The 26315-nt window shown below is 64.6% G+C and carries 16 protein-coding genes and 2 pseudogenes; 7 read left to right on the top strand and 11 right to left on the bottom strand.

What is annotated here, in order from left to right; all coding sequences use genetic code 11:
• Positions 1-75 precede the first annotated feature (75 nt).
• From BHE97_RS18020 to BHE97_RS20815, 9 genes and pseudogenes are all read right to left on the bottom strand, one after another.
• Complete coding sequence (locus BHE97_RS18020) at positions 76-897, bottom strand: AraC family transcriptional regulator (protein WP_236757777.1); 822 nt, start codon at positions 895-897, stop codon at positions 76-78.
• A 1065-nt stretch (positions 898-1962) separates the two neighbouring features.
• A complete protein-coding gene (locus BHE97_RS18015; protein ID WP_087625430.1) occupies positions 1963-2655 on the bottom strand; it encodes a response regulator transcription factor in 693 nt (230 codons plus the stop codon).
• Positions 2656-2657: 2 nt separating this feature from the next.
• Complete coding sequence (locus BHE97_RS18010; RefSeq protein ID WP_087625429.1) at positions 2658-5150, bottom strand: DUF4118 domain-containing protein; 2493 nt, start codon at positions 5148-5150, stop codon at positions 2658-2660.
• A gap of 2 nt (positions 5151-5152) precedes the next feature.
• A complete protein-coding gene (gene kdpC / locus BHE97_RS18005) occupies positions 5153-5767 on the bottom strand; it encodes a potassium-transporting ATPase subunit KdpC (protein ID WP_087625428.1) in 615 nt (204 codons plus the stop codon).
• A 20-nt stretch (positions 5768-5787) separates the two neighbouring features.
• The gene (gene kdpB, locus BHE97_RS18000) at positions 5788-7950 is read right to left on the bottom strand and encodes a potassium-transporting ATPase subunit KdpB (protein ID WP_087625427.1); all 2163 of its coding nucleotides are present in this window, start codon (positions 7948-7950) and stop codon (positions 5788-5790) included.
• A 3-nt stretch (positions 7951-7953) separates the two neighbouring features.
• On the bottom strand, positions 7954-9624 hold the full coding sequence (gene kdpA / locus BHE97_RS17995; protein ID WP_087625426.1) for a potassium-transporting ATPase subunit KdpA: 1671 nt from the start codon (positions 9622-9624) through the stop codon (positions 7954-7956).
• Positions 9625-9709: 85 nt separating this feature from the next.
• Positions 9710-9832 carry a hypothetical protein gene (locus BHE97_RS21035; RefSeq protein ID WP_272896922.1) on the bottom strand — a complete coding sequence of 41 codons (123 nt, stop codon included), beginning with the start codon at positions 9830-9832 and terminating at the stop codon, positions 9710-9712.
• A 633-nt stretch (positions 9833-10465) separates the two neighbouring features.
• Complete coding sequence (locus BHE97_RS20820; RefSeq protein WP_236757779.1) at positions 10466-10873, bottom strand: hypothetical protein; 408 nt, start codon at positions 10871-10873, stop codon at positions 10466-10468.
• Between the two features lie 31 nt (positions 10874-10904).
• Positions 10905-11300: pseudogene (locus BHE97_RS20815) on the bottom strand (DNA cytosine methyltransferase); the annotation flags it as partial.
• A gap of 286 nt (positions 11301-11586) precedes the next feature.
• On the opposite strand from BHE97_RS20815, the gene mobF reads away from it, so the two are divergent.
• Positions 11587-15132, top strand: a complete 3546-nt coding sequence (gene mobF / locus BHE97_RS17980) for a MobF family relaxase (RefSeq protein WP_236757776.1) — start codon at positions 11587-11589, stop codon at positions 15130-15132.
• Between the two features lie 45 nt (positions 15133-15177).
• Here the strand turns inward: mobF and BHE97_RS17975 are convergent, their stop codons facing one another.
• Positions 15178-18171 carry a DEAD/DEAH box helicase family protein gene (locus BHE97_RS17975; protein ID WP_170931491.1) on the bottom strand — a complete coding sequence of 998 codons (2994 nt, stop codon included), beginning with the start codon at positions 18169-18171 and terminating at the stop codon, positions 15178-15180.
• A 383-nt stretch (positions 18172-18554) separates the two neighbouring features.
• On the opposite strand from BHE97_RS17975, the gene BHE97_RS17970 reads away from it, so the two are divergent.
• The 3 genes from BHE97_RS17970 to BHE97_RS17960 all read left to right on the top strand — a co-directional run bounded on the left by BHE97_RS17970 (position 18555) and on the right by BHE97_RS17960 (position 20140).
• A complete protein-coding gene (locus BHE97_RS17970) occupies positions 18555-18917 on the top strand; it encodes a sulfate permease (protein WP_087625422.1) in 363 nt (120 codons plus the stop codon).
• 92 nt (positions 18918-19009) lie between these two features.
• On the top strand, positions 19010-19516 hold the full coding sequence (locus BHE97_RS17965; protein WP_087625450.1) for a DUF6650 family protein: 507 nt from the start codon (positions 19010-19012) through the stop codon (positions 19514-19516).
• A gap of 153 nt (positions 19517-19669) precedes the next feature.
• Positions 19670-20140, top strand: coding sequence for a hypothetical protein (locus BHE97_RS17960; protein WP_087625421.1), 471 nt, complete (start codon positions 19670-19672; stop codon positions 20138-20140).
• A gap of 16 nt (positions 20141-20156) precedes the next feature.
• On the opposite strand, the gene BHE97_RS17955 is transcribed toward BHE97_RS17960, so the two are convergent.
• On the bottom strand, positions 20157-20645 hold the full coding sequence (locus BHE97_RS17955; RefSeq protein WP_201791516.1) for a hypothetical protein: 489 nt from the start codon (positions 20643-20645) through the stop codon (positions 20157-20159).
• A 196-nt stretch (positions 20646-20841) separates the two neighbouring features.
• On the opposite strand from BHE97_RS17955, the gene BHE97_RS17950 reads away from it, so the two are divergent.
• The 3 genes and pseudogenes from BHE97_RS17950 to BHE97_RS17935 form a co-directional block, all read left to right on the top strand.
• Positions 20842-23976 (top strand): hypothetical protein, encoded by a 3135-nt coding sequence (locus BHE97_RS17950; protein ID WP_087625419.1) that lies wholly within the window; start codon positions 20842-20844, stop codon positions 23974-23976.
• Positions 23977-24325: 349 nt separating this feature from the next.
• Complete coding sequence (locus tag BHE97_RS17945) at positions 24326-25114, top strand: hypothetical protein (protein WP_140400248.1); 789 nt, start codon at positions 24326-24328, stop codon at positions 25112-25114.
• Between the two features lie 136 nt (positions 25115-25250).
• Positions 25251-26263, top strand: a pseudogene (locus BHE97_RS17935) (IS3 family transposase); the annotation flags it as partial.
• Positions 26264-26315: the final 52 nt, after the last annotated feature.

Genomic DNA, 26315 nt, shown 5'->3' with positions numbered 1-26315 from the left:
ATCTCGTGCTCCGTGGGGGTCGGTGCCGGGATGCTCCCGATATCCCGCTCGTGATGCTCAGATCGGGAGCGGCGTTCAGCTCGCGCGAAGGGTCAGTTGCCGGTACCGGGTGGGGGTGAGTCCGACGTACTTGCGGAACTGCTGTGCGGCGTGGCCGCGGCTGCGCCAGCCGACTTCCCGCATCGCCGTTTCGATCGGCAGATCGGTCTCCCGCAACGACTTGGCAAGGTGCTCGGCGCGCAACATGGTCAGATACGCCAACGGGGTCTTGCCGTAGGCATCGGTGAACACCCGGCTGAGCTGAGAAGGTGACAGATGCACCCTCGCGGCCAGAGCGTCGAGGGTCCACTGCTCCGCCGGAGCGTTACGCAGTAGCTCGGCGGCCTGGCGAGCCTCGGCACGCAACGGCGCGAACTGGCGATGCCGTGGCAGCGTGGGACGGATGTGGGCACGCTGCGACGCCGATATCCGCACCGGGGAGACCTTGACGAACGGTGCGATCACGTGGGCGATACTGAACCACACCGCCTGCATCCGGTAGAAATTCCGGGGGTAGCGATCCTCGATGCTCCGCTCGACCAGCTCATCCAGCCACGGCGTCAGCATCCCCGCGCGCTCCTCACCGAGGCGGAGTATCTGTGCCGGTTCGGTGTAGACGGTCTCGGCCAGCCTCTGGGCTTCGAGCCGGTCCTGCACCAGCCCGGCGTATTGCCAGAACACCTGGTCGATCACGTAGTCGGTGTCCAGGTAGATCGTGGTGACGGTGATATGCCCCTCGGGCTCTGAGCCACACAGCACGTTCGCACCGAGAATCACAGTGTCGCCCACGTTGACGGGCTTCTGCCCGAACTCGCTGAACAGAATCGCGCTCCCGTCTCGCACCACAATGATTTTCACGCAGTCGTAGACGACCGGACCGAGCGGACGATGAACCGTTCGTGTCCGAGCCAGAATCGGCTGATAGTCCCCGACGAGCAGCGACATCCCTGAGACGCGATCAGATCGCTAAGCCCGGCCGGGGCGGCGAGAAATCACCTCGTGTGCTCGGTTCAATTCGGATTCGACTCGCCCGGAAGGTCTCCGGCAGCAGGTCGCCCCGTTTCGCGCGTATGACGACTTTCATGTTCACGACCGGACGGACTCGCTCGCAACGCACTGCGCCGCTGAGAGCAGGAAATCCTCACTGCGTGGCTCCCCGCGCGGAGCCTCAGCAACCACTCGACGCGATGTGGCCACGGGCACTGCGCTGCCTTGCCGCCGGCGCTCGGTGATCGAATGCCCCACCGTGTGGCCCATGCATGTCCGGTGGTGAATCTGTAGTCGTCGAACTCCGTGAGCCGCAGGCAGACAAAGTCGCTCCGCAGTCAATATCCCGAACAGGTCCGCTCGGAGAGGGCGCCAATCAGTTTCATACCCACGTCGAGGTTGCTCCGCGATGAGGCCGTCGTGCCGGCTAGGTTCAGCCGCGCCGGGTTCCATCGGATTAGACGTTGCAATTGCGTCCCATCGATCATCCACTGTCATAGTTGGCAATCGAACGCTACTCGCGGCGGAGAATCGAGCGTCCTAACGGTATTCATGCGATGCGCGGCAAGATCCTAACGCAGATCTGACACTTCATACCTGCACGGACGTTACGCATACGAGGTCCACACAGCGGTGGACTCACGGTGAGAATCCTGTCCTGACGGCGCCGAGCCTGGCAGTCGCAGGTAAGCACGGTTTGTCGGCGCGGGAGCTTCTATGTAGGTTGAGCCTGCCAGGCCTGCGGTGGGATCGGGGCCACGGAGATCGTCACATGGGATGAGGGCAGCGTGTAGCTGCGTCCGTCGAAGGCTGTGCTGCCATCTGCCTCTTGTTGAGGTCAAAGAAGGTCGCGGCCATCGTGAAGTGTGCGCCCGCTGACGATCACGCTGATACCGAGGCCATGAGGATGTACTTTGCTGCGGGTGCGTCCAGAAATCACGTGGTCACGCCTTCCAACCGGTATCCCATTCCAGGCTCCGTCAGTAGGTACATAGGATTTGCAGGATCTTCTTCTAGTTTTCGGCGCAGTTGGGAGATATAGAGGCGAAGGTAGCCGGTGTCCTCGGCGTGTTCGGTGCCCCATATGGTGGTGAGAATGGTTTGACGGGTGACGAGCTTCCCGGCGTTGCGGATGAGAATCTCGATGAATTGCCATTCGGTGGGGGTGAGCCGGATCTGCTTCTGGCCGCCGGGTGTCTCACGGGTGACGCTGTGGGCGGCGAGGTCGATGGTGACGGTGCCGAGGTGCACCACGGGGGCGGCCTCCTCTTGGGGAACTCGACGGGTAAGCGCGCGGATTCGCGCGAGGAGCTCGTCGACGGCGAACGGCTTGGTGATGTAGTCGTCTGCGCCGGCGTCGAGAGCCTCGACTTTGTCGGCGGCGCCGGCGCGCCCCGAGACGACGAGGATGGGCGCCTGCGACCAGCCGCGGATGCCGTGGATAACTTCAATGCCGTCGAGCTTCGGCATGCCGAGGTCGATGAGGAAGATGTCGGGGTGGTGGTCGACGGCTGCGGAGATCGCTTCGGTCCCGTTTGCGGCTGTAAAGATCTGGTAGCCCTTAGCGGTAAGGGTGATGCGTAGAGCGCGGAGGATCTGCGGGTCGTCATCGGCGATCAAGATCTTCATGACTACTCCTGGTTTGTGCTGCTGGTCGCAGCAAGGGAGATGACCATAGTGAGCCCGCCGCCCGGGGTGTCTTCGGGTGAGAGGATGCCGTGCATCGCTTCGATGAATCCGCGCGAGAGGGCGAGGCCGAGGCCCAGGCCGGTCGTGTTATCTGTGTCCCCGACCCGCTGGAACGGCAGGAAGATGTCGTCCTTCTTCTCAGGCGGGACGCCAGGGCCGTGGTCGATAATGCGAATCTCAAGCCGGTCGCCGAAGGTGCTAGTGCTGACATGGATCGGCGTGCTTGCGGGGGTGTAGCGCTGAGCGTTGGTGAGGAGGTTCACCAGGACGCGTTGCAAGAGCACTGGGTCGGCGTGCGCGAGTGCATCACCGTGGGCGAGATTGAGGGTGACATCGGTCGGACCGAGGCGGAGCTCGTCGAGGGCCGACGCGATGGTTTCCGCAGGGTCGGTGGGAATGTCGGCGATCGTGAGGACCCCGGCTTGCAACCGGCTGACGTCGAGCAGGTCGGTGACAAGCGCGGCGAGGGCGGCGAGACTCTCGTCGGCGGTCTCCAGGAGTTCCCTCTTGTCCTCCATAGGTAGAGAGGCACCCGCGGTCTTGAGCCCGCCGACGGCGGCGGCTGCCGCGGCCAGCGGTCGGCGCAGGTCGTGACTGAGCGCCGACAGCAGGGCACCCCGGACCCGGTCGGAGGCGGCGATCGGTTCGATCTGTTTCGCGGTCTGGGCGAGGTGCTGGTGCTCGAGAGCAGCGGCGAGCTGGGCGGTGACGACGGCGAGGAGACGCTGTTCGGCGGCGGCGAGGTCTGGTCCGTGCAGTTCCAGCGTGATGTTGTCAGAGATGCGGATGTTGGTGGGGCGGGTCTCGCCTACAGGTTCGCCCGACTGTGCAAGGACGTCCTCGCCGTGCATCAGGCGGACGCCGGGGAGTTGGAAGGCTTCGCGGGTGCGGTCGATGAGCGCCTGTATCGCGTTGTCGCCGCGCAGCACGCTGCCAGCGATGGTCTGGATGAGTTCGGATTCGGCGGCTGATCGGCGGGCGGCGCGGGTGCGGCGGGCGGCGCGGTCGACGATGAAGCTCACCAAGCTCGCGATCACGACGTACAGGACGAGGGCGAGGAGGTGGCGGGGTTCGTAGATGTGGATCGTGTACAGCGGTTCGATGAAGAGAAAGTTGAGGGTGATCCCGGAGAGCACGGCGGCGAACAAGGCCGGCCAGATGCCGCCGACGAGGGCGACGATGACGACGAGGAGCTGGTAGCTCAGGACGTCAGTGGTGATCGAGTCCTCGCTGCGGAGGAAGGTCAGCAAACCAGTGAGGGCAGGGCCTCCGAGGAGTGCGATGAAGAAACCGAGAATGCGGCGTTCACGGCTGAGCGCGCCGGTGAGAGGGGGGAGGGTGAATGGGCTACCGACGGCGGCATGATTGACCATGTGTACGTCGATGTCGCCGGATTCGCGGACGACTGTTGCCCCGATTCCGGGTCCGGTGAACGCGGCCGTGATACGTCCGCGGCGACTGGCGCCCAGGACGAGCTGGGTGGCGTTGACAGAACGGGCGAACTCCACCAGCGCGGTGGGAATGTCCTCGCCGAGGACCTGATGGTAGGTACCGTTAAGTTTCTCTACGAGCGCCCGCTGCTCCGCGAGGGTGGCAGGGTCTCCCGAGTGGAGCCCGTCCTGGTTTGTGACATGTACAGCGAGCAGCTCGCCGCCCGCGGACCGGGCTGCGATGCGCGCACCGCGTCTCAGTAACGTCTCTCCTTCCGGCCCACCGGTCAGGGCGACGACGACACGCTCGCGGGCCTCCCAGGTGCTGTCGATGCCGTGGTCTTTGCGATATCCCGTGAGCGCCTGGTCAACCTCATCGGCGAGCCAAATGAGGGCCAGTTCGCGCAGTGCGGTGAGATTCCCCAGCCGGAAGTAGTTTGATAGCGCTGCGTCGATGCGTTCGGCGGGATAGACGAACCCTCCGCTGAGACGGTCGCGGAGTGCTTGGGGGGCGAGGTCGACCACCTCAATTTGGTCGGCGCCGCGTAGGAAGCTGTCTGGCACGGTCTCGCGTTGGGGTACGCCGGTGATCTGCTCGACAACGTCGTTGAGGGATTCGATGTGCTGGATGTTGAGGGTGGAGATCACGTCGATCCCTGCTGCGAGGAGTTCTTCGACGTCTTGCCAACGCTTGTCGTTCTGCGAGCCTGGCGTGTTGGTATGCGCGAGCTCATCGACGAGAGCGATATCCGGGTGTCGCTTCAGCACTGCGGCGAGGTCCATCTCATCGAGTGCGACGCCGCGGTGTTCGACATGGGTGCGTGGGACGGCAGGAATCCCCTCGGTCATCGCGGCGGTTGCGGCGCGGCCGTGGGTCTCGACGACCGCCAGGACGACGTCCTTCCCCTCACCGAGCAGGCGTTGTCCTTCCTCCAGCATGCTGAAGGTCTTGCCGACGCCGGGGGCAGCGCCAAGCAGCACCCGAAGTTGCCCCCGTCTCGGCATGATCAGTCCTCCAGCTCGTCCAGGGCGAGGTTCAGTTCCAGAACGTTCACCCTTGGTTCTCCCAAGTATCCAGCGTCCGGGTCCTGGGTGTGCGCCGCGACCAGCTCCCTTACCTGCTCTGCAGCAATCTCGCGGGCCTCGGCGACACGGTCGATCTGAATCGCCGCATAGGCCGGGCTGATGTGCGGGTCGAGCCCTGAGGAGGATGAGGTGACCGCGTCGGCAGGCACCTCTGCCTCGGTGACGCCGTTGAACTCGGCGATCTGTGCCTTCCGCTCCCTGATCGCCGTGATGAGATCTTCGTTCTCGGGGCCTTGATTGGTGCCAGAGGACGAGGTGCCGTCGTAGCCGTCGCCGGCCGCAGAGGGCCTGCTCTGGAAGTACTCGGGCAGAGGGGTGCCGTCCTCATCGGTGAACGATTGCCCGATCAGTGACGAGCCGACGACGTCGCCGTTCTCGGCAGTCAATAGGGTGCCGTTCGCCTGCGCGGGGAATGCAAGTTGTCCGATAGCGGTAATCAGCATGGTGTAGCCGACGCCGAGGACGACGGTGAACAGCAGCAGTGCGCGGGTGGCGACCCATAAGGTGCGTCCGCCATTGCGGGTGGCAGCGTTCATGATGTGTCCTTTCGAAGCTGTCAGAAGCCGGGGATCAGGCGTACGAGCAGGTCGATGAGCCAGATACCGAGGAAGGGGGTGATGATGCCGCCCAGGCCGTAGACGGCGAGGTTGCGGCCCAGGATCTTGGATGCGTTCATCGGTCGGTACTTCACGCCGCGCAGAGCGAGGGGGACGAGGAAGACGATCACGATCGCGTTGAAGATCACCGCGGACAACACTGCGGATGCCGGTGAGTGCAGTCCCATGATGTTCAGCACCGCGAGTTGCGGGAAGACGCCCATGAAGATCGCGGGGATGATCGCGAAGTACTTCGCGATGTCGTTCGCGATCGAGAACGTCGTCAATGCTCCTCGGGTAATCAGCAACTGCTTGCCGATGGCCACGATGTCGATGAGCTTGGTCGGATCGGAGTCGAGGTCGACCATGTTGCCGGCTTCCTTCGCCGCCGACGTTCCCGTGTTCATCGCGACCCCGACGTCTGCCTGGGCGAGGGCGGGGGCGTCGTTCGTGCCGTCGCCGGTCATCGCGACGAGGTTGCCGCCGGCCTGCTCCTTCCGGATGTAGGCCAGTTTCTGCTCCGGGGTTGCTTCGGCGAGGAAATCGTCGACGCCCGCCTCCCTAGCGATCGCCGCGGCGGTGAGCGGGTTGTCACCGGTCACCATCACGGTACGGATGCCCATTGAGCGCAGTTCTGCGAACCTCTCCGTCAGACCCTCCTTCACGATGTCCTTGAGGTGGACGACGCCCAGGACTCGTCGCCCGCCGTTGGCGGATTTCACGGCGACGACGAGGGGGGTTCCGCCGGACTGGGAGATCCGCTCAACGTGCTCGTCGAGTTCGGCCAGTTCGCTGCTGGGCAGCCGCTTTCCCTCCTCTTCGAGCCAGTCGGTGATCGCGCTCCCGGCACCCTTGCGGATCTGTGTCCCATCGGGCAGGTCCAGTCCGGACATGCGGGTCTGGGCGGTGAAGGGCACGATCTCACCGCGAGGCTGTGCCACGACCTCGATCCCCTCGGAACGGGCAAGGTCGACGATCGACTTGCCTTCGGGGGTCGGATCGGCGAGCGAGGACAGGGCTGCGGCTTCGATGAGTTCCTGCTCACGAATGCCGTCGAGACGGACGAATGCGCTGGCGCGGCGGTTTCCGTAGGTGATGGTGCCGGTCTTGTCGAGCAGCAGGGTAGTCACGTCTCCGGCGGCTTCGACCGCCCGCCCGGACATGGCGAGCACATTGCGTTGCACCAGCCGGTCCATTCCTGCGATGCCGATAGCTGACAGCAATGCGCCGATCGTTGTCGGGATGAGACAGACCAGCAGTGCGACCAGAACGGTGATGCTCGCCGGGCTCGCCGGATACGACGCGATCGGGTTGAGAGTGAGCGCGACGACGACGAAGACGATCGACAACGACGCGAGCAGGATGTTCAGCGCGATCTCGTTCGGCGTGCGTTGGCGTGCGGCACCTTCGACGAGTGCGATCATCCGGTCCACGAATGTTTCGCCCGGCTTAGATGTGATGCGCACCACGATGCGGTCCGACAGGACGCGCGTGCCACCGGTGACCGCGGAGTGGTCGCCTCCGGACTCGCGGACGACGGGTGCGGACTCGCCGGTGATCGCGGACTCGTCCACGCTCGCGATGCCCCAGACGATGTCGCCGTCGCCGGGGATCAGCTCCCCGGCCGACACGACAACGATATCTCCCAGCCGCAGATCAGCGGATGACACGTCTTCGATGAGGGCTTCCTCTGCCGAGGCATCCGCGTCTGGGTGATAGCTGACGACACGATGCGCCGTGGTGCTCGTGCGAGTCTTGCGCAGCGTGTCCGCCTGCGCCTTGCCGCGGCCCTCCGCGATCGACTCGGCGAGATTCGCGAACACGACGGTCAGCCAGAGCCAGACCGCGATGATCCAGGTGAACGACCACGGGACGCTGGTGCCACCGGATGGGGCGGGCCCGCCGAGGAACGGCTCTGTGATGGCCAACAGTGTCGTCAGCGCGGCGCCGACCCACACGATGAACATCACCGGGTTGCGCCACTGAGCGCGTGGGTCGAGTTTCCGCAGGGCTCCGGGGAAGGCTGCGCGCACGTGCTCCCAGGCGAGCGTCTTGCGTGGAGCAGCCGCCGCGGGCTGCTTCGACGCTTCGGGGGACGACGGGGTGTGAGTACGAGTGGACATGGTTTACAGCAACCCTTCCGCCAGGGGACCTAGCGTGAGAACGGGGAAGAAGACGAGCGCGGTCACCAGGACCGCGGTGCCGACCGTGAGGCCGACGAACAGCGGGCGGTGCGTCGGCAGCGTGCCAGCCGTGGCAGGGACCTTGTCCTGCGCGGCCAGCGACCCGGCCAAAGCCAGGACCAGAACTATCGGCAAGAACCTGCCCAGCAGCATCGCCACGCCCAGCGCGGCAGTCAGCCACGGAGTGCTGGCCGTCAGGCCGGCGAATGCGGACCCGTTGTTGTTCGCCGCCGACGCGAAGGCGTAGATCACCTCAGACAGACCGTGGGACCCGGTGTTCGCAAGCGACTCGTCGACGACGCTGCCGCGCAGTGCCGGGATCGCGAAGCTGAGTGCCACGCCACCGAGCACGAGGATCGGCATCACGAGGATGTACATGCTCGCGAGCTTCATCTCACGAGGCCCGATCTTCTTCCCGAGGTACTCCGGGGTACGGCCCACGAGAAGACCAGCGACGAACACCGCGATCACCGCGATGATCAGCATTCCGTACAGGCCCGCACCTACACCACCGGGGGCGATCTCACCGAACAGCATGTTCACCATCGGCATCATTCCGCCGAGCGCCGTGTAGGAGTCATGCATCGAGTTCACTGATCCGGTCGAGGTCAGCGTCGTCGTCGATGCGTAGAGGACGGACTGCACCAGCCCGAAGCGCGTTTCCTTGCCCTCCATCGCCGCCCCGGCTAGTTCGGGCGCGGTACCGCGGCCAGCGAACTCAAACGCGGCGAGTGCGAACGTCGAGGCCAGATAGAGGGTGCCCATGACCGCGAGGATCGCGTACCCCTGACGATTGTCGCCGACGATCTTCCCGAACGCACGGGGAAGGGAGAACGGGATCAGGAGGATCAGGAAGATCTGGAAGAGGCTGGTCCACCCGGTCGGGTTTTCGAACGGGTGCGAGGCGTTCGCGTTGTAGAAGCCGCCTCCGTTCGTGCCGATCTCTTTGATCGCTTCCTGGGAAGCAACTGGGCCACCCGGGATTGTCTGGGTGCCTCCGGTGATCGTGTTGACATCGACGTATCCGTTGAAGTTCTGCACGACACCGCCGACGATCAGAACAACAGCCGCGAGGATCGACAGCGGCAGCAGGATGCGGAACGTTCCACGAACGAGGTCGACCCAGAAGTTCCCGATCGTTCCCGATCGTCGATGCGCGAAGCCACGCACCAACGCAATGGCGACAGCGATGCCCGTTGCCGCTGAGACGAAGTTCTGCACCGTCAGGCCGACGAACTGCACTGTGTAAGACAGCGTTTCGCCTGAGTACGCCTGCCAGTTCGTGTTCGTCACGAACGATATCGCCGTGTTGAACGCGACGCCGGGCTCGACATTGTCGTTGCCCAAGGAGTACGGCAACCACTGCTGGGTGCGCTGCAGTAAGAACAACAGCAGCACGCCAACGATGGAGAAATACAGGACCGATCGGAGATACGCTTGCCAGGACTGCTCGTGGTTCGAATCGACGCCGATCACCTTGTATATGCGGCGTTCGATCCTCCAGTCCTTACGTGTCGTGAAGGTCCAGGCGATGTAATCGCCGACGGGGCGATACGAGAGGGCAAGAGCGAGGGCGACGGTGCCGACGCTCGCGATGAGGAGTGCCCATTCCATCAGAAACGCTCCGGCTTCACGAGAGCGAACACGAGATACACGACCGCCGCGACCCCAAGGGCGACGGCGAGAAGCTCAAGCACGATCACAGCTTCTCGACCGCCTTCCCCAGCAGCCCGACGACGACGAACAAGGCGGTAGCGCCGAGAACGTAGACGATGTCAAGCACAACAAAGCTCCATTCGGAGAACAGCGACAGCAGGACCACTAGTCGCGCGACCCGAAATCCGGGCGCAACTCCCGATCAAACTCCCGCCGCGTCCTCGAAAGAAGCGTCCTAACGGAACCCATGCGGGGAAACGTCAGACCCTGACAACCCGCTAACGCGACGCGCTGTCAGAGAGCACTGCCCAGCTTCGAGGCCGGTCGGCCCCAGCTCGGTCCACGCCGTAGCGGGTCATCCATCTGGGTAGAGGAGTTCCGTGAGGGATCGCTCTGGCAGGGCACGCCAAGTAGGACGGAGGCGCGACTCTCAACGTTGTGACAGTTCAAGCGTTTGCTCCTGCTCCGAAGTATGTGAATTCGTGGCTCGAACAGCGAAGCGAAGGCGTCGCCTACCTCGTCTCGGTCGCCATGATGCCGAGGGCTTGAGCCGCTTGCAGCGGGAGGACGCCGTTCCCCAGTGCAGTGAGCTGGTCGTTGTCGCTCAAGCCCTGAACTGGGTCGGTCACCCAACCGTCGGGGAGGCCCATGAGCCATTCCACGAACTCCGGCGACGGTCTCAGTTCTGTGTCCTCGTTCAGCACTGTCGGAGCTGGCGCTGCTCGGCAGGTGATGTGTTCCCAGCGGGCGATGGCGTCGGCATAGCGTCCCCAGCGCCGAAGATGTCGTCGATTAGCGATCACAGCGTCTCCGACTCGTCCGGCTTGCTCGGTAAGCCATCGGGTCCGTGCAGAGCCAGGTCGATGATCTGGTGCGACAGTGCGATCGTGCCCCGTCTGGCCCTCACCTGGTCCAGGGTCTCCCCGCCGCGGGAGGAGTCTGAGGCCAGCGGGGTCCGGAACAGGGCCTTGGGGATGGGCGAGGATGAAGACGCGGAAGCGCTGGTGAGGAGCGCCGACAAGCGAAGCTGGTAGGCCGATCCACCGCGCGTCTCGCCGCAGGTCGACCAGATCGCCGAGAACGGCGCCATGAGCCCTGAGAGGTCGGGCTGCGTCGTTTCCCAAGTGCCACGAGTCGGATTCCAGATCGCAAACGGTTGCGGTCGCATCCTGCTCGCGGTTTGCATCGCCGGGGTTGCAGTGTTCATGGTCGGCTCCTTCCGGGGCGGTGCGCTGGGCAGGGGTGGAGAGCAGCCCGCGGACGTTCTCGATCACGACGAGCCTGGGTTGCAGTGCTTCGATCGCGGCGGCCATGGCGGACCAGAGACCGGACGCGGCACCCGGAGCGAAGCCGGCACGTTTGCCGACGGTCGAGACGGATTGGCAGGGAAACCCGCCGGTGAGGATGTCCACGGGCTCAACCTCGCGCCAGTCGATGGTGGTGATGTCCCCGAGGTTCGGCGCTTCGGGCCAGTGGTCGGTGAAGACGCGGGCAACGGGCTTGTTGGTCTCGGAGTACCAGATGGTCTCGGCGTTGAAGACGTGTTCTACGGCGAGGTCGAGTCCTCCGTATCCGCTGAACAGCGAACCGACCTTTGGTCGAGGGGCTTGGGTCGATGACACATGGGCGTGCATGAGGGCTCCGGCAGTTCGATGACCCCGGCCTCGAACCCCTCGGGGAGTCCACAGCCGGGCTGATCACCTGCCAGGTGCACGAACTCGATCAGCTGCCGCTGATGTCTTGCCTCGGCCACGACGAGTCGCGCCCACTCACGGCCATTAGCCCGGTACCGATCCGTTCTCGTTCAGCCCGCAATCGGAAGTGCCACGCGTCTTGCAGGTCGAGGTTTGTCAACCAGCGTTGACGGCGCGTTCGCGCGGTCAACGCCCGCTCACCTGACCGTCGAAAGGCGGTGGCGTGGTGACGGTCTCGATGCGCGTGATGTCGGCCGGGGACGGCTACAAGTACCTGCTGCGCACCGTCGCGGCCGCAGACGGCGACCGCGAGTTGTCCACGCCTTTGACGAGGTATTACGTGGAGGCGGGAGCACCACCGGGCCAATGGCTCGGCTCTGGCGTCGCCTCACTCGGCAGGGGGCGGCTCGCGGTCGGTGATCGGGTGTCGGAGGCCCAACTCCAACTCTTGATGGGCATGGGCCGCGACCCGATCACCGGCGACCCCGTCGGGCACGCGTTCCCCGCCTACAAGTCCGTGCCGGAGCGGATCGAGGCCCGGATCGCCGACCTCGACCCCGGCCTCAGCCCGGGCGCCAAGGGCGAGGCGGTCGCGCAGATCGAGGCCGAGGAGACCGAGCGCGGCAGACGCCGAGCGGTGGCCGGGTTCGACTTCACCTTCTCGGTCCCGAAGTCCGCCTCGGCGTTGTGGGCAGTCGCCGACGCCGGAACCCAAGCTCTGATTGGTGAGGCGCATCATGCGGCGGTTGCGGAGGTGGTTGCGTTCATGGAGCGCGAGGTTGCAGCCACCCGCACCGGTGCAACCGCCGGCGATGGAGCGGTTGCGCAGGTCGATGTGACCGGGTTGGTGGCGACAGCGTTCGATCACTTCGACTCCCGCGCCGGTGACCCCCATCTGCACACCCATGTGGTCATCTCAAACAAGGTCCAGACCGCGTTCGACGGCAAATGGCGGAGCCTGGATGGTCGGCCGATGCACGCCGCCGTGGTCGCCTTGTCGGAGTTGCACGAGGCGGTGTTCGCCGACCACATGACCCGCACCTTCGGCGTCGAGTGGGAGGCCCGCGACATGGGTCGGGACCGTAACCCGGCATGGGCGATCAGCGCCGTGCCGGAGGAACTGGTGGCCGAGTTCTCCACTCGTGCCCGGCACATCGACACCGAGAAGGACCGATTGATCGCCGAGTACGTCGCCCGGTACGGCCGCCAGCCCTCCACAGCGACGATCATAAAGCTGCGTGCCCAGGCCACCCTCGCCACACGTCCGGAGAAGCAGGTGCGGTCGCTGGCCGACCTGACTGCCGAGTGGCGCACCCGCGCCACCGGGGTACTCGGCCACGACTCCACCACCTGGGCAGGCGCCGTCACCGACAACGACAAGCCGCTGCTGCTGCGCGCCGACGACGTACCACTGGATGCGATCGCCGAACTCGGCCAGGCCGTGGTCGGGGTGGTGGGTGAGAAGCGGTCCACGTGGCGGCGGTGGAACCTGATGGCCGAGGCGTCGCGGCAGACGATGGGCTGGCGCTTCGCCACCATGCACGACCGCGAAGCGGTCGTCGCGATGATCGCCGACGCCGCCGAGCAAGCATCGCTGCGGCTGACGCCGCCCGACCTCGCCACCAGCCCGGCCGCGTTCCGGCGGGTGGATGGCACCAGCGTGTTCCGGCCCAAGCACTCGACGGTGTTCTCCTCCGAGTTGCTGCTGGCCGCCGAGGACCGTCTGCTCGACCGCTCCCGTACCACGACCGGGCCGACCGTGCCGCTGGCGACGGTCGAGAAGGTCACCCCGAAGCCTGACCAAGACGGCCGGATGCTCGGTGAGGACCAGGCCGATGCGCTCACGAAGATCGCGGTCTCTGGCCGGATGCTCGATGTGCTGGTGGGCCCGGCGGGCGCCGGGAAGACCACAGCCATGAACGCCCTACGCCGCGCGTGGGAGAAGGAACACGGCGCCGGGTCCGTGGTCGGACTGGCGCCCTCGGCGGTCGCCGCGCAGGTCCTCGCCGACGACCTGGGGATCGCGACGGAGAACACAGCGAAGTGGTGGACCAACCACCTCGTCCACGGCACCGACTTCGAGGCCGGTCAGCTCGTCATCATCGACGAAGCCTCCCTCGCCGGAACCCTCTCGCTAAACCGCATCACCCACCTGGCCGAACGAGCCGGGGCGAAGGTGCTGCTGGTGGGCGACTACGCCCAGCTCCAGTCCGTGGACGCGGGCGGAGCCTTCGGACTCCTCGTCAACGACCGCGACGATGCACCCGAGCTGCTCGACGTCCACCGGTTCACCAACGCCTGGGAGAAGACCGCCTCCCTCGCCCTCCGCCACGGCCGCACCGAGGTGATCGACACCTACCTCGACCACGACCGCATCCACGACGGCGACGCCGAGGCGATGACCGATACCGCCTACACCGCATGGCGCGCCGACCGGAACCAAGGCTTGGCGTCGGTGCTGGTCGCCGAGACCCGCGACGACGTGAGCGCCCTCAACCAGCGCGCTCGGGCCGATCTGATTCTCGACGGTACGTTGAAGCCTGGTCGGGAGGTCGAGCTGAACGGCGGCGTCACTGCTGGGGTCGGGGACACGATCATCACCCGCCGCAACGACCGCCGCCTGCGCAACGGCAAGGACTGGGTGCGCAACGGCGACACCTGGACCATCACCGGCGTCCGCGACGACGGGTCGGTCACGATCCGCAAGACCGGCCGCAGGTTCGGCGGCTCCATCGTCCTCCCCGCCTCCTATGTGGCCGACCATGTTGATCTGGGTTACGCGGTCACGGCGCACAGGGCGCAAGGTGTCACCGTCGACACCGCACATGTACTGGTGGAGCCGACCACGACAAGGGAGAATTTCTACGTCGCGATGACCCGCGGCAAGCACGCCAACAACGCCTACGTGATCCTCGACCGCGCCGACGAGCACGCCGAGCCACATACAGGCGACACCCCCGACGCCACAGGTCGGTCGGTGCTGTTCGGGGTGCTCCAGCACGTCGGTGCGGAACTGTCCGCGCACGAGACCATCACCGCCGAACACGAGCGCTGGGGGTCGATCGCCCAGCTCGCCGCCGAGTACGAGACCATCGCCGCCGCAGCCCAACGCGACCGCTGGGCCACCCTCATACGTTCCTCCGGCCTCACGACCGAGCAAGCCGAGGCCGCGATCGAGACCGAAGCGTTCGGGGCACTCACCGCAGAACTCCGCCGAGCCGAGGCCAACCACCACAACCTCGACACCCTCCTCCCTCGCCTGGTAGCCGCGCGAAGCTTCGAAGACGCCGACGACATCGCCTCCGTCCTGCGCCATAGGGTCGCCCGCGCCACCTCCAGGCCGGCTGGGTCGGGCCGCACCCGCAAGACGCCACGGCTGATCGCGGGACTGATCCCGTCCGCGGACGGCCCGATGACCGACGATATGCGGCAGGCTCTCGATGAACGGCGCGAGATGATCGAGACCCGCGCGAACGCACTGCTCGATAGGGCTCGGATCGAAGGTGAGGAGTGGATCGCCGCTTTGGGGGCAGAACCGAAACGTGCACGAGCCGCGCAGACCTGGCGGCGGGCAGCGCGCACCGTGGCGGCCTACCGAGGCCGCTACGGAATCACCGGACCGACTCCGCTCGGCGCTGAGGGTGAGAGCGACGCGCAGAAGATCGCGCGAGCGCGCGCCGCAGCAGCCATCCGAACGTACGTCCAGGGCGAGCACGTGCCAGGCGGTGAACGTCGATCCGCCAGCCGAACCTCGCCCGACCTCAGCCTCTGAAGCGGGTCGTGTCCGGCCGCCTTGCTCGCTGTCGAGGGTGAATGTTCATGAACTCGCGATCACGCGTAACTTCATTCCATGCGTTTCGCCGAGGAAGCGATCTGTCGCTCCGAGGAGTGCTCGCATGTCCTCACTTGCTCCCGACTTGGACATTCCAGGCTGGATGATGGCGACGGTGACCTGGAGAACGCGGTAGCGCGCTTCACGGACGATGGTTGCTAGCGTCTCGATATCCCCCACAATGAGGCCACTCCCTCCGGCTGCTTGGCGCTTCTGCTCTCGCCGGAAAAGTCGCTTGGTGAGCAACTCCGGCATCGACTTCGCCCGATTCGTCTTCATCGATTGGCCGCAGACGTCGTACAGGTCCTCGATCCTCGCGCCCGGCTTATCTTTGGACGAGTACTTGCAGTGTGCTAGCAGCACCTCTAGCCCGTCGTCGGTTCGACGTAGAAGAGCAATGTCGGCTAGTTCACCCGTGCCGTCGTCATCGAGTACGATTTCCCACTCTTCCTCGGCCGAGAGCGCTTGGATCGCGCGATGTTGGATGGTGGCCGGGTCACGTTCGGCGCCTTGGGATTCACGTTTGATATTGACACCAGACCAGTCGATCGTCTCGATAGCGTCGGTCGGGAAGAGTCGCCGTTCGCGGTCCGGTTTCAGCAGGAAGCCCTGCTCGACCAGGACGAGCTCGTTCTCGAATGTCACGAGGAGACCGTGGGCCGTGAGGAACGCCGCGAGGCTGCCCGTGCCAGACGGAGTGACTATCTGTCCGTCGTGGGTGACAGGGCGGATCGCCGGCGGATCGTCCTCGTAGAACTCGAACTCGAACTCAAGCGCCCAGGACGGTGTCTTGACCTCGAACCGCACTGGTTGGTCCGCCGTGTGATCGGTGAGGGAAAGCTCCGTGTCGAGAAGCGAGAACGACTGCTCGTTGTAACTCACTTTCCGTCGATCGCTGAACGTTGCAACGAGTTGATACGGCCACTCGATCGACAGGGGAACGTATGGCGGCCGCTCTCGCGCGGGCTCCGGCAGTAGGAATCCCGACATGACGGAGTCGAGCGAGATGGAGGTGTCGGTGATGGTTGGGCCAACCTGGCGCGCCCACCGGACCCAGTCGTGAATGTCGCGAGCTTGCTCGTGACTCCAGACGCGTCCCTTTCGAGATGCTCCGAAGCTGACAGCCCGTTGGTCAGAGAAGCCGTGCGCGAAGATGTTGGTCTTCATCTTCGTGCCGCCTTCGCCGCGCCATGCGTGGAGTACGTCCTGGCCTACATGCATGGAGAAGCGGCGATTGCGGCTGACCGAGTCGAGGAGGCCGACGTTGGTTGGGACTCGGCGCTTGACCTTGGACAGGATGCGGTACACCGTCTCGCCCTTGACCAGCGCCACACTGTCACCGCCGACAGCTTTCGCGATGTCCTCGTGCATTGAGTCGTTGTTCGTGCTGTTGATGTACAGGAATCCTGCCGCGTCATCGACATGAACAACGTGGAGGTGGTGGACCAGTTCGTTGAAGCTGGCGAAATCTCCCCATCTGACAGGTGTGGCCTCGCGCGAGACCCACCACACCACCTTGTCCTTGTTGTTGATGCCGAGCCGAGTGGTCAGCAACCGGTCCTCGAATAGGTCGTAGATGCTCTCCGGATTCCAGGTGAGCGACGTGGCCGCCTGATAGGTGACGGTACTCATCTTCGGATGAATGCTGCGCATGGCGACTTCGCGTGGAACTGACCCGAAAGCTAGCTCGAATTCCGTCCGATCCTTCTCCTGCCCCACTCCGTGTTCGGTGAGATCCCGAATGACCTCATTCCAGTCGGCGTCCTCGCCGTAGAGTTTGCGAAGACGTTCATCGACTCCCGCAACCTGTAGCGGGACGAACGCAGATGCTTCTCCAAGAGAGTCGTCACCAACCCGGGTAAATCGCCCAACAAACTGCAACGTGACCGCAAGACTCTTCTGCGGATCGTGGATCGCCGCGATCTTCAGCGCCGGCAGGTCGAATCCCTCGCCGAGCATGTTGACACACACAACGATGCGACTGTCGCGGTTGAAGAGCTTGTCACGGTGCTTCCGACGGGTCGACTCCGCCATCCCTGTGTCGATGCGAACGGGAGCGAACTCGGAGCCAATCTCCTCGTACAGCTTGATGATCTCCTTCGCCCGTTCGACCGATCGAACGCGTGCCATCAGAAGATGGTCGAGTCCAGATTCGAGGTCCGCCCGCAACTGCTCCACCGCCGCGGTAGCGACCGCCCGGTCGGGGTCAGTCAGGTCGATCACTGAGTGGTAGTTGATTCGGGCGAAGTAGCCATGAACTTGCGCCAGCCGGAGGGGGTAGGCGTATGCGATGCGGCCGCCCAGGTGCCGGCCATCCTCGCGGTAAGGCGTTGCCGTGAACTGCACGACCTCGCGGCCGCCGAAGAGGTCGACCACCTCTTTCCAAGTACGGGCGCCCAGGTGGTGGGCCTCATCGACAAACAAGCGGCGACACGACTGCGCGAGGCGTGTACGCGCCTCATCCGAGCACGCGTTCAGCGCCTGTGCCGTAGCCACGACTACATTCGCAGGCGTCAAAAGGCGCTCCACCTGGTCGACCGTCTGAAGCCCACTCTTGACTACAAGGACGACGGGGCACATGAAGTCGTCAACGACAGCACCGACGGCAGGTAGAACCCCAAGCGTCGCGAACTTCTCCGCGATCTGGGTCCGAAGTGCATCAGACGGCACTACCACCAGCGTCCGAGACGGCGAATGACAGTAAGCGGCAAGCATCGTCTCGGTCTTGCCGGTGCCGGTCGGCATGACCACAGTGATCGGTTCGTCCTCTTCGGTGGAGCGGTAGGCCAAGATCGCATGCAACGCACCGAGTTGAGGGTGCCGAAGACCGGCGCTCGACTCGGACTCCTCAACGAAGCGGAACCGTCCCGCCAACGACGCGGCTACGGTCTCGCTGTCCCGCGGCTCGTCTGCGTGCGCGCCAGGACCCTCGCCAAGCCACCACAACTCGTTATCGTCGATGTCACGTCGCTCGATCACAGCGGGCACCCCTTTGTTCCAGGTCCGCGAAGTGCCTTCGGGCCGTGCCGACGCACAACTCCTCCGTTCCAAGTATGGATGCTGATGGTGATCGGTCGCGGCCCCTGAGGCCGTGTCGCGCAGGGAAAGCCACTTCGTGCGCGGGACCGTCATCGATCCAGCGCAAGTGCGCGACGGTGCCGTGGCGCACTCACGCGTCCGGCCACCCCCGCCACCTGGGTGTGGCCCGGTGAACGGGTGGGTTCCGCGTGTCCGGGCTCGGGCGTACAGTGGACGCCGAGGCAGGTTCTCCTCGATTGCGGGTCCTTCGGGACGGCCCAGCTTGGGCGCTCATACACGTACTGCCTCCTCGACGGAGAGACACGTGTGACGAGAGGCCCGCCATGATCCGCCTGATCTGGACGCTCAGCGCCCACGCCCGCTACTACCTGCGCCGCTACATGCCGACCAACCGGCTGCTCGACACGATCCGACACCGACCCAACTTGAAGTGGGGCGTCCCCGCGATGCTCCTCGCCGCGCCCTACCTACTGATCGCGAGCATCTGCGCCAACGCTCTCGATCAGGGCGCCCCAGGCTCGCTGCATCTGGTAGTGCTGTGGGCAATCTGGAACGCAATGAAGTTCATCACCATGGGACCGGTCAGCCTCACGCTCCTGATCCGCGCCCGAACTCAGGAAGCGATTGTTCGGCGCCGCGAGGCGGCACGCGACCGCTCCGACTCACAGGTATCCGTGCCTGCCTAGGTTTCGAGTACGCGGTGTGCAGCGTTTCGATGGACTGGGCGACGGGCGCGTCCAAGGGGTCAACTGATCCGCCGGGTGCCACACTCGAGAGTGTGAAGTTCTCCGAGATCGTGGCACGTGTCAACGGTGTGAGTACGCCGATCTTCGGTGTCTCGTGGTCGCCGGCGACCGCCGACATCACTGTCGCTCGCGCTGTCATCGCCTTCGTCGAAGTACGACGCGTGCTGTTCTCGACCTACACCAACGAAGTTCCCGAGCAGTGCGTGGCCTCGGTGATCGACATCCGTGACTACCTGACCAAGGTGCTCTCGGCGGGTGGGATCGGCGCGGAGCTGAGCGGTCCGCTCCGGGTGATGCGTCGCTTCTGCGTCCGTTTCCTAGAGCGCGTCGGAGCCGTCGAAGACCCCGCCGACCAGGCAGCGCGCCAACGACACCTATTCCGCGATCAGCGATGGGCTATGCACGACTACTGGTTCGGCGAGGCGCTTGGAGAGCTCCGCACCGGCGTTGGCATGCAGATCGCGGTCATCGCCGCCGCGCACGGTCTCGACGTCGAAGACGACCTTGCGCAGGTCCTGCCCAAGCCCGACGAGGGGTAGTCGCCTGGTGAGCGCCGTGGGCAAATGCGGGTCAGGCGCAAGTATGACCCTGCCAGAGCACGCACGAGCGCTGCTGAACGAGTTCGCGGAGGCGCAGCAGACGCCGATTACCGACGCGGCGCTTGTCGGGCGCATGCGTACGGAAGCAACCACGTGATCAACGCGGCGTACATGCAGCATCGCCGGGTGACACATCCTGTCGTCGATCCCAGCGCTCCCGGCAACGAAGTCTGGCGGCAGGAGATAGACCTCCACTTTCTGTTAGTAGCGCTCACCCGACTACGCCGCGCCATAGGCTTCACGACACGCGTTCAGGAACTTCAGGGAGTGCTCGTCGAACGCCTCACTGCCTTCGATGAAGCAGTGCCTTCGCTCAAGACGCTTCGAAACGTCGCAGAGCACTTTGACGATTACACCATCGGGCGAGGGCGCGCGGCCGGCATCGTGCGCCAACAACTTCAGGCATGGAGCCTTGGCGAGTACAGCAGTCAGGGCCTTGTCTGGCGTTGGCTCGGCATCGAGTTCCCGATCGATGGTTCGCATGACGCCGCGAGAACCCTCTATCGGGCGTTTCTCGCCACCGCCGACGACTACCTGGCTGAACGATCACAGATCGTTGAGTAGCGGATTCTGGCGCCGTCTATAGGCGTAGCGTATGCGGTGTCTTGACGGTCTTGCCGGTGCCCAACTGAGCGGTCATGTACACACCGATGACCGGTTCGCCCAAGGCCTCGCGAGAACTGTGCGCAAGACGGGCGGCGTTGTCCTCGGTCACGTACCAGCTTGCGTTTGTACCAGGTTCGAGACGGTACGGCAATTCGGGACCGAGCACGTCACCGATCGGGACGAACTGCATGACTCCGCCCCGCGTGCACAGCGACACCCGCTCCACTGACAGCGGCGCCCGTCCATGATTGACGACCTGGATACCGACCACCGGTGGCCCATCGATGCCTTGCCGTCGAAGCTTGTCCAAGTCGAATGGACTCCCGCCCTTGCCGACGGGCCCGACGTAGGCACCTGTGCCCTGCATCAGTCCATGCATCAGGGCCGCCTTGGCTCGGCCGGCTGACAGCAGCCACTGAGCGATCTGCCAGCCAAGCGATAGGCCCGCCAACAGCAGCGACACCGCAGAGATTAGTAGCGCTGTGGTAGTTGCATCCATGAGCCATGACGCTATCCGCAGCCACGGACATCGCCGGCGCACCAGCAGCCGGTGTGGCACCGCGCTCCGCACGATGAGGAGCCGACCGACATCGACGAGCCTCGGGGAGGTGACAGCTGCGCACCCGTTGCACGTCGGAACCGTAAGGGAGAATAGAGCTGTGACTGAGCACATCCCTGAGACGGAGGCGTACATCCGGTTCCGCCTGGACGAGCTCTCGTCGCGGAACGAGCATCATCGGTTCGAGGAGATCGCTACGCGGGTTGCTCAGAAGCGGATCAGCTCGAACATCTTGATCGCGACCGGGCCTGTCAGTTCGGGCGGCGATCAGCAGCGAGACGCGGAGACGTTCACAACCCGCCTCCCGAGCGAGCTGCCGCACTCGGCAGGCTTCGCGGCTGCGGCCTCTACGTCGCCGGTGGTGGTGGCCTGCACCGTCCAAAGCGGAAGTCTGAAGCAGAAGGTTCTCAGTGACCTCGCCGGCATCTGCGCCGACGATGCGGCTGACGTTGACCACGTCGCATTCTTCAGCGTGCACCCCATCTCCGAGGGCGTGACCCACGACCTCCAGCGGACCGCCCGCGAGTCCTACGGAGTGACCCTGGACATCTTCTGCGGCGGTGATATTGCGACGTTCCTCGCCGAGGCAGACTTGGTGTGGGTCGCGCGGCACTACCTCGAACTGCCTTCGCATCTGGTCCCCACGCCGGAGGACGAGCCGGCACCGCAGTGGTACGCGGATCTGATCGATGGGTTGCGTCGCAACCATGGGCCAGTAGCCCTGACGCCGGCGGTACAGGGCGAGATCACTCACGGACTTCGACACGCGACCTGGGATGAGCACGCGAATGCCGACTTGCCGGAGTGGTTGGACTTCATGGGGGCGTTCCTGGCTGACTCCGCAGATGGCTTGGACACCGAGTTGGTGTTCCGAGCGTGCTACGAGATGGCTATCGCGCGGTTCCGGGGCATGGGCGTCGCGACCGGAATCGAGGACTTGGTTCGTCGCGCCGTTGACTACGCGTGTACGAGCACCCGGCCGAACATCGTTGACGATGCTGTGACGCTCTGCTCGTACTGGGGGACGATGTGGATGACCGGGGTCGCGAAGGCCGAGGCATCCGAGATCAGTGCTGCGATGCTGCGGCTACGGTCGCACCTCGTCAACCTGCTCGACGCCACCGATTCGGTGACGCATCCGGTGCGGTCGGCGACCTTGACGGGAACACTTGCGTTCGCCCACCTGGTACCGGACTGGGAGGGCATCGAGACGACTGACGGCAAGCCCCCACCTGCCGCGGTTGCCTCCAACGTCGGAGTGAGACTCGACAAGTCCGCCATCGATACCTCGGCATTGCCGGTGTCGCACCTGTTCGACTTCGACGCGGCGATGTCCTATCTGACGCAGCTGGTCGACCTACTGCCGCGGGCTCGCGCCTACTCGTCCAGCGAACTCGCGCGTCTGTTCACGATGTACGCGCCAGCAGCCTCCGGGCACACCAACTACGAAAAGGTCCGTGACGGCTTCGACATCGTACTGGCCCAAGTACAGGGCGACGCCGCCACCGCCGAGCGATGCCGCGATCGCGGGATGGCCTTCGTGAGGGCTGGTCAGCCCCTGAAGGCTCTGGCCGAGCTGCACAACGCGAAAGCAAAGTGGTTCAACGGGGACACCATCTACGGTTCCATCCTCACGATGCGCTACCTGGGCTCGCTATACGCCAGCCTCGGGTTGATGTACGCGGCCAAGATGTACGCGTGCACCGCCGCTGCCCTGGCGATGATGAGCGACGACATCGACGTGCAGGTGCACGTGCCCAAGGCCCTGCTGGAGACAGCCAAGTACGCCCAGCAGGCCGGCACCTGGGTCGACGCTGCCCGACTCACCGAGGTCGCACTCCTGGCGCGCGCCCAGATGCTGACCGATCCATTCGACTACGACAAACACCCCGACCTCGCAGCACACGACACCAACGCCACCTTGGAGCTAGCCGGCATCCGCACATTCTGGCCCGATCTTGAACCACTTATCGAAGCAGCCCACAAGACGACTAACTGGTACGAACAGTTGGTCGAAGTCATCGAGCACGACGACTCGCGGTTCGACATGACCGAGCACGAGTTCCAAGCTCGCGCCGCCGAGCAGCTTGCTGGCCCACTCCTCGGCGATGTCGGCCACAGACGACTCATCGACTTCCAAGCCCTCGGCGTCCGCTGGACCTTCCAGTTCGACAACAACCGAGAGACGGTGCTGACCGCCGAGGGCTTCGTCGCCGCGCTCCAGGTCCTCTTGGCTGACATCGCACCGATGAACCCGGTCCTGATCAAGAGCACAATTCGGGTCACGGTGGACGTGAGACCCGGCGCCAGCCGAGAAGACGACTCGATCGACATCGACGACTCAGCGCCCGAGGTCCTGGCTAACGTTGCCCTATCGAACTCGCTGACGGACCCCGAAGCGCACAACAGGGCGATCCTCGCGATGTGCTACCAACTGCTCCACGCCGTCCATGTCCGCCCACCAGACGAACTCCAGGACCTCCTAGAACCCTTGTTCAGAGGCGGCCTCATGCACAAGGTGTCTATCGGTCGCCCCTACGAGGAGACTGCCGCCCTACTGGACGACGATCACTACGCCCGATGCGCTGACGCAAGCAGGCCGTCGTCCTCCGACGCCTTTCAACCCACCGAGTGTGAGCACTTGCCGGCCTCAACCGTTACAGGTCCGGGCTATGACCGCGATGAGTCGCTTCAGGCCATCCGCGAACGGTATGAAGTGGCCAATGAGGCCCTGCGGTTCACGCTCCCACGACTGTTGTCTGATCAAGCCGGGCGAGCGACCATCGTGAGACTACGCAATGATGGTTGGCTCGACTGGCAAATTCTCGTCGCTCTAGTCAACACCTCCATGAACTGGCGGATGAAGCGAGCGGGACTACGACCCGGTGTAGGCGACCCCCGGCGAGCGTTTGACCTTGCCCGCGAACCGGAGACATCAGCTTCCCCGACGATGCCTTTATCAGAGTTCACCGACGACGTCGTCGACATGCACATCTTCACTCAGACGGTGTCAGTCGCCCGCCGGTGGAACCTCCGCGGACGGCCCGAAGCTCCCGGCGAGAACGCGATGCGTGACCTCCTGACCCGCCGGTTCAGATACGCCATCGATGACATCCCACACCGTGACCTACTCGACTGCATCGACAAGGACGGAAACCTGCTCACACTGCTCGACATCCCCACCGACCACGGCAACAAGGACCACCGAGCCCGCGATGCCAGCGAGTCCGCCTAGATTCTGTCGGCGATCGCAGGACCTGGGGGACGCCCATGAAGAAGCCGCGACTGACAGTGCAGTTATGACTAGCCCAGGGGGGAGAGCATGTCCGTGGATGTGAGTTCGAGCATGTGCTCCGTTGTGATCTGAGGGTCCCGTGCTTCACGTCTACCTCGATCAGTTCGCATGGATCGGTCTCGCCAGAGCAGCGCATGGCCGGACCGGCGGCGAGCGCTACCGCGATGCACTCGAGATGTGCCGGGCCGCAAGGGCGCACGAAGTGGCATCGTTCCCCCTCGATCTGTATCGGTACTGGGAGGCAGCCAAGAACCACAACGACGGCTCCAGGAACCGCCTGGTCGACACGATGATCGAGCTGTCCGACTTCGACGCCATCACCACACCCAAGCAACTTCTTCAGTACGAGATCGACATCGCCCTACGCGCCCATTTCGGACGGCCAAACGATGTGACTGCGCCTCGCGTCTTCGGACGAGGCATCGCTCACCTGACTGCCGGCGGCGTCCACAACTCCATGAGGCGGACCGACCAACGGACGGCCTCCGAAGACAAGAGCAGCGACCTCCGAACTCCGATCGACCGCCCGCTCGAAGAGCTACTGCTGCGCCCAGGTCCAAGCACCCACGCACGCGCGGGCCTACCACTCGACCTATTCCGCTGGGGTGACTTGTTCGTGCGGCACGAAGTCAGCATCGCTGAAGAGATCGCGCGGCGGAAGGTGTCGCGCGCTGAGTTGCTCCCTGCGGTCATCCACTCGGACTTCAACGATATTGCCCCGGCCATCCGTGAGCGGGTCACGGCCGCGGGCATCAGCGCCACGGAAGTGACCGAGACTTTGGGTGGCGTAGGTCTGCTCCAACTCGTTCAGTCCCTCCCCACCCGTCGGGTGACGAACGCTCTGCGGGTGAGCAAGCACCTGCATCCGCCCCAGCATCAAAATTGGAAGGCGAACGACTTCATCGACGTCGTCCAACTTCCCGTCCCCGCGGTCTACTGCGACCTGGTGTTCACCGAGCAACAGTGGGTCCGAGCCCTGACGCGCGATAAGGACGACAAGCTCGATGAGCGGTTCGATACCAAGCTGATCTTCAAACCCGAGCAGCTGGTCGAGGCGCTGGTCGCCGCGAGCCTATGACGGCGGTAGCGATGAACCCAGTCCATCCACGGAAGCGACAGGTGACTACGGCGCCAAGCACGCAGACTGGGTCTGCTGCACGGATAGGTGACATCTGATTTGTGGTGCTGAAGGGCGCCGCTGGAAGGATGTTGCTGTGCCGAAGCCGTACCCCAAGGAGTTCCGCGACGACGTGGTTCGTGTCGCGAGGAACCGTGAGCCGGGCGTTCATCTCAAGCAGATCGCTGCCGACTTCGGCATCAGCGAGTCGTGCCTGACGAACTGGATGAAGACCGCCGACGTCGAGGACGGCGTGAAGCCTGGCGCGACAGCGGCTGAGAACGCCGAGAACCGCGAGCTGAAGAAAAGGATTCGGCTGCTGGAGCAGGAGAACGAGGTCCTGCGTCGCGCGGCCGCCTATCTGTCGCAGGCGAACCTTCCGGGAAAATGACGTACCCGCTCGTCCGCGAGTTGGCCGAGGACGGGATCCCCGTCACGGTGACGTGCCGGGTTCTCAAGATCGCGCGCCAGCCCTACTACCGTTGGCTGCGTCAGCCGGTCACCGATGCCGAACTCGAGCAGGCCTACCGCGCCAACGCCCTGTTCGACGCCCACCGCGACGACCCCGAGTTCGGTTACCGGTTCCTCGTCGACGAAGCCCGTGATGCCGGTGAGCCAATGGCGGAGCGGACCGCGTGGCGGATCTGCTCCGAGCTGGGCTGGTGGTCGGCCTTCGGCAAGCCCAAGCGCGGAAAGGCCAAGAAGCCCGGCCCACCGGTCCACGACGACCTGTGCGCCGTGGTCGACGAGCACGGCGTGATCCGGCACGAGTTCAAGGCCGATGGGCCGAACGAGTTGTGGATCGGCGACATCACCGAACACCGCACCGGCGAAGGGAAGCTCTACCTCTGCGCGTTCAAGGACGTCTACTCCAACCGGATCGTGGGCTACTCGATCGACTCGAGGATGAAGTCCCGGCTCGCGGTCGCGGCGCTCAACAATGCCCTCGCCAGGCGCGGCGACGTGGCCGGGTGCATCGTCCACACGGACAGAGGATCGCAATTTCGAAGCCGGAAGTTCGTCCGTGCGCTCAACCGTCACAACATGGTCGGATCCATGGGACGGGTCGGCGCTGCCGGCGACAACGCGGCCATGGAGAGCTTCTTCGCGGCCTGGCTCTTGCAGACGACATGACCCGAAGTCTCGTGTCCTGGCTCTTGAT

It is taken from the genome of Aeromicrobium sp. PE09-221 (genome assembly GCF_002174305.1).
In the GTDB taxonomy this organism is placed as follows: Bacteria; Actinomycetota; Actinomycetes; order Propionibacteriales; family Nocardioidaceae; genus Aeromicrobium.
This window is presented reverse-complemented; position numbering and strand designations above follow the sequence as displayed.

Coding starts and splice junctions, on each gene's coding strand:
- BHE97_RS18015 (WP_087625430.1), bottom strand. CDS start 2,655: ATGAAGATCTTGATCGCCGATGACGACCCGCAGATCCTCCGCGCTCTA.
- BHE97_RS18010 (WP_087625429.1), bottom strand. CDS start 5,150: ATGCCGAGACGGGGGCAACTTCGGGTGCTGCTTGGCGCTGCCCCCGGC.
- kdpC (WP_087625428.1), bottom strand. CDS start 5,767: ATGAACGCTGCCACCCGCAATGGCGGACGCACCTTATGGGTCGCCACC.
- kdpB (WP_087625427.1), bottom strand. CDS start 7,950: ATGTCCACTCGTACTCACACCCCGTCGTCCCCCGAAGCGTCGAAGCAG.
- kdpA (WP_087625426.1), bottom strand. CDS start 9,624: ATGGAATGGGCACTCCTCATCGCGAGCGTCGGCACCGTCGCCCTCGCT.
- BHE97_RS20820 (WP_236757779.1), bottom strand. CDS start 10,873: ATGAACACTGCAACCCCGGCGATGCAAACCGCGAGCAGGATGCGACCG.
- BHE97_RS17970 (WP_087625422.1), top strand. CDS start 18,555: ATGATCCGCCTGATCTGGACGCTCAGCGCCCACGCCCGCTACTACCTG.
- BHE97_RS17945 (WP_140400248.1), top strand. CDS start 24,326: ATGATCGAGCTGTCCGACTTCGACGCCATCACCACACCCAAGCAACTT.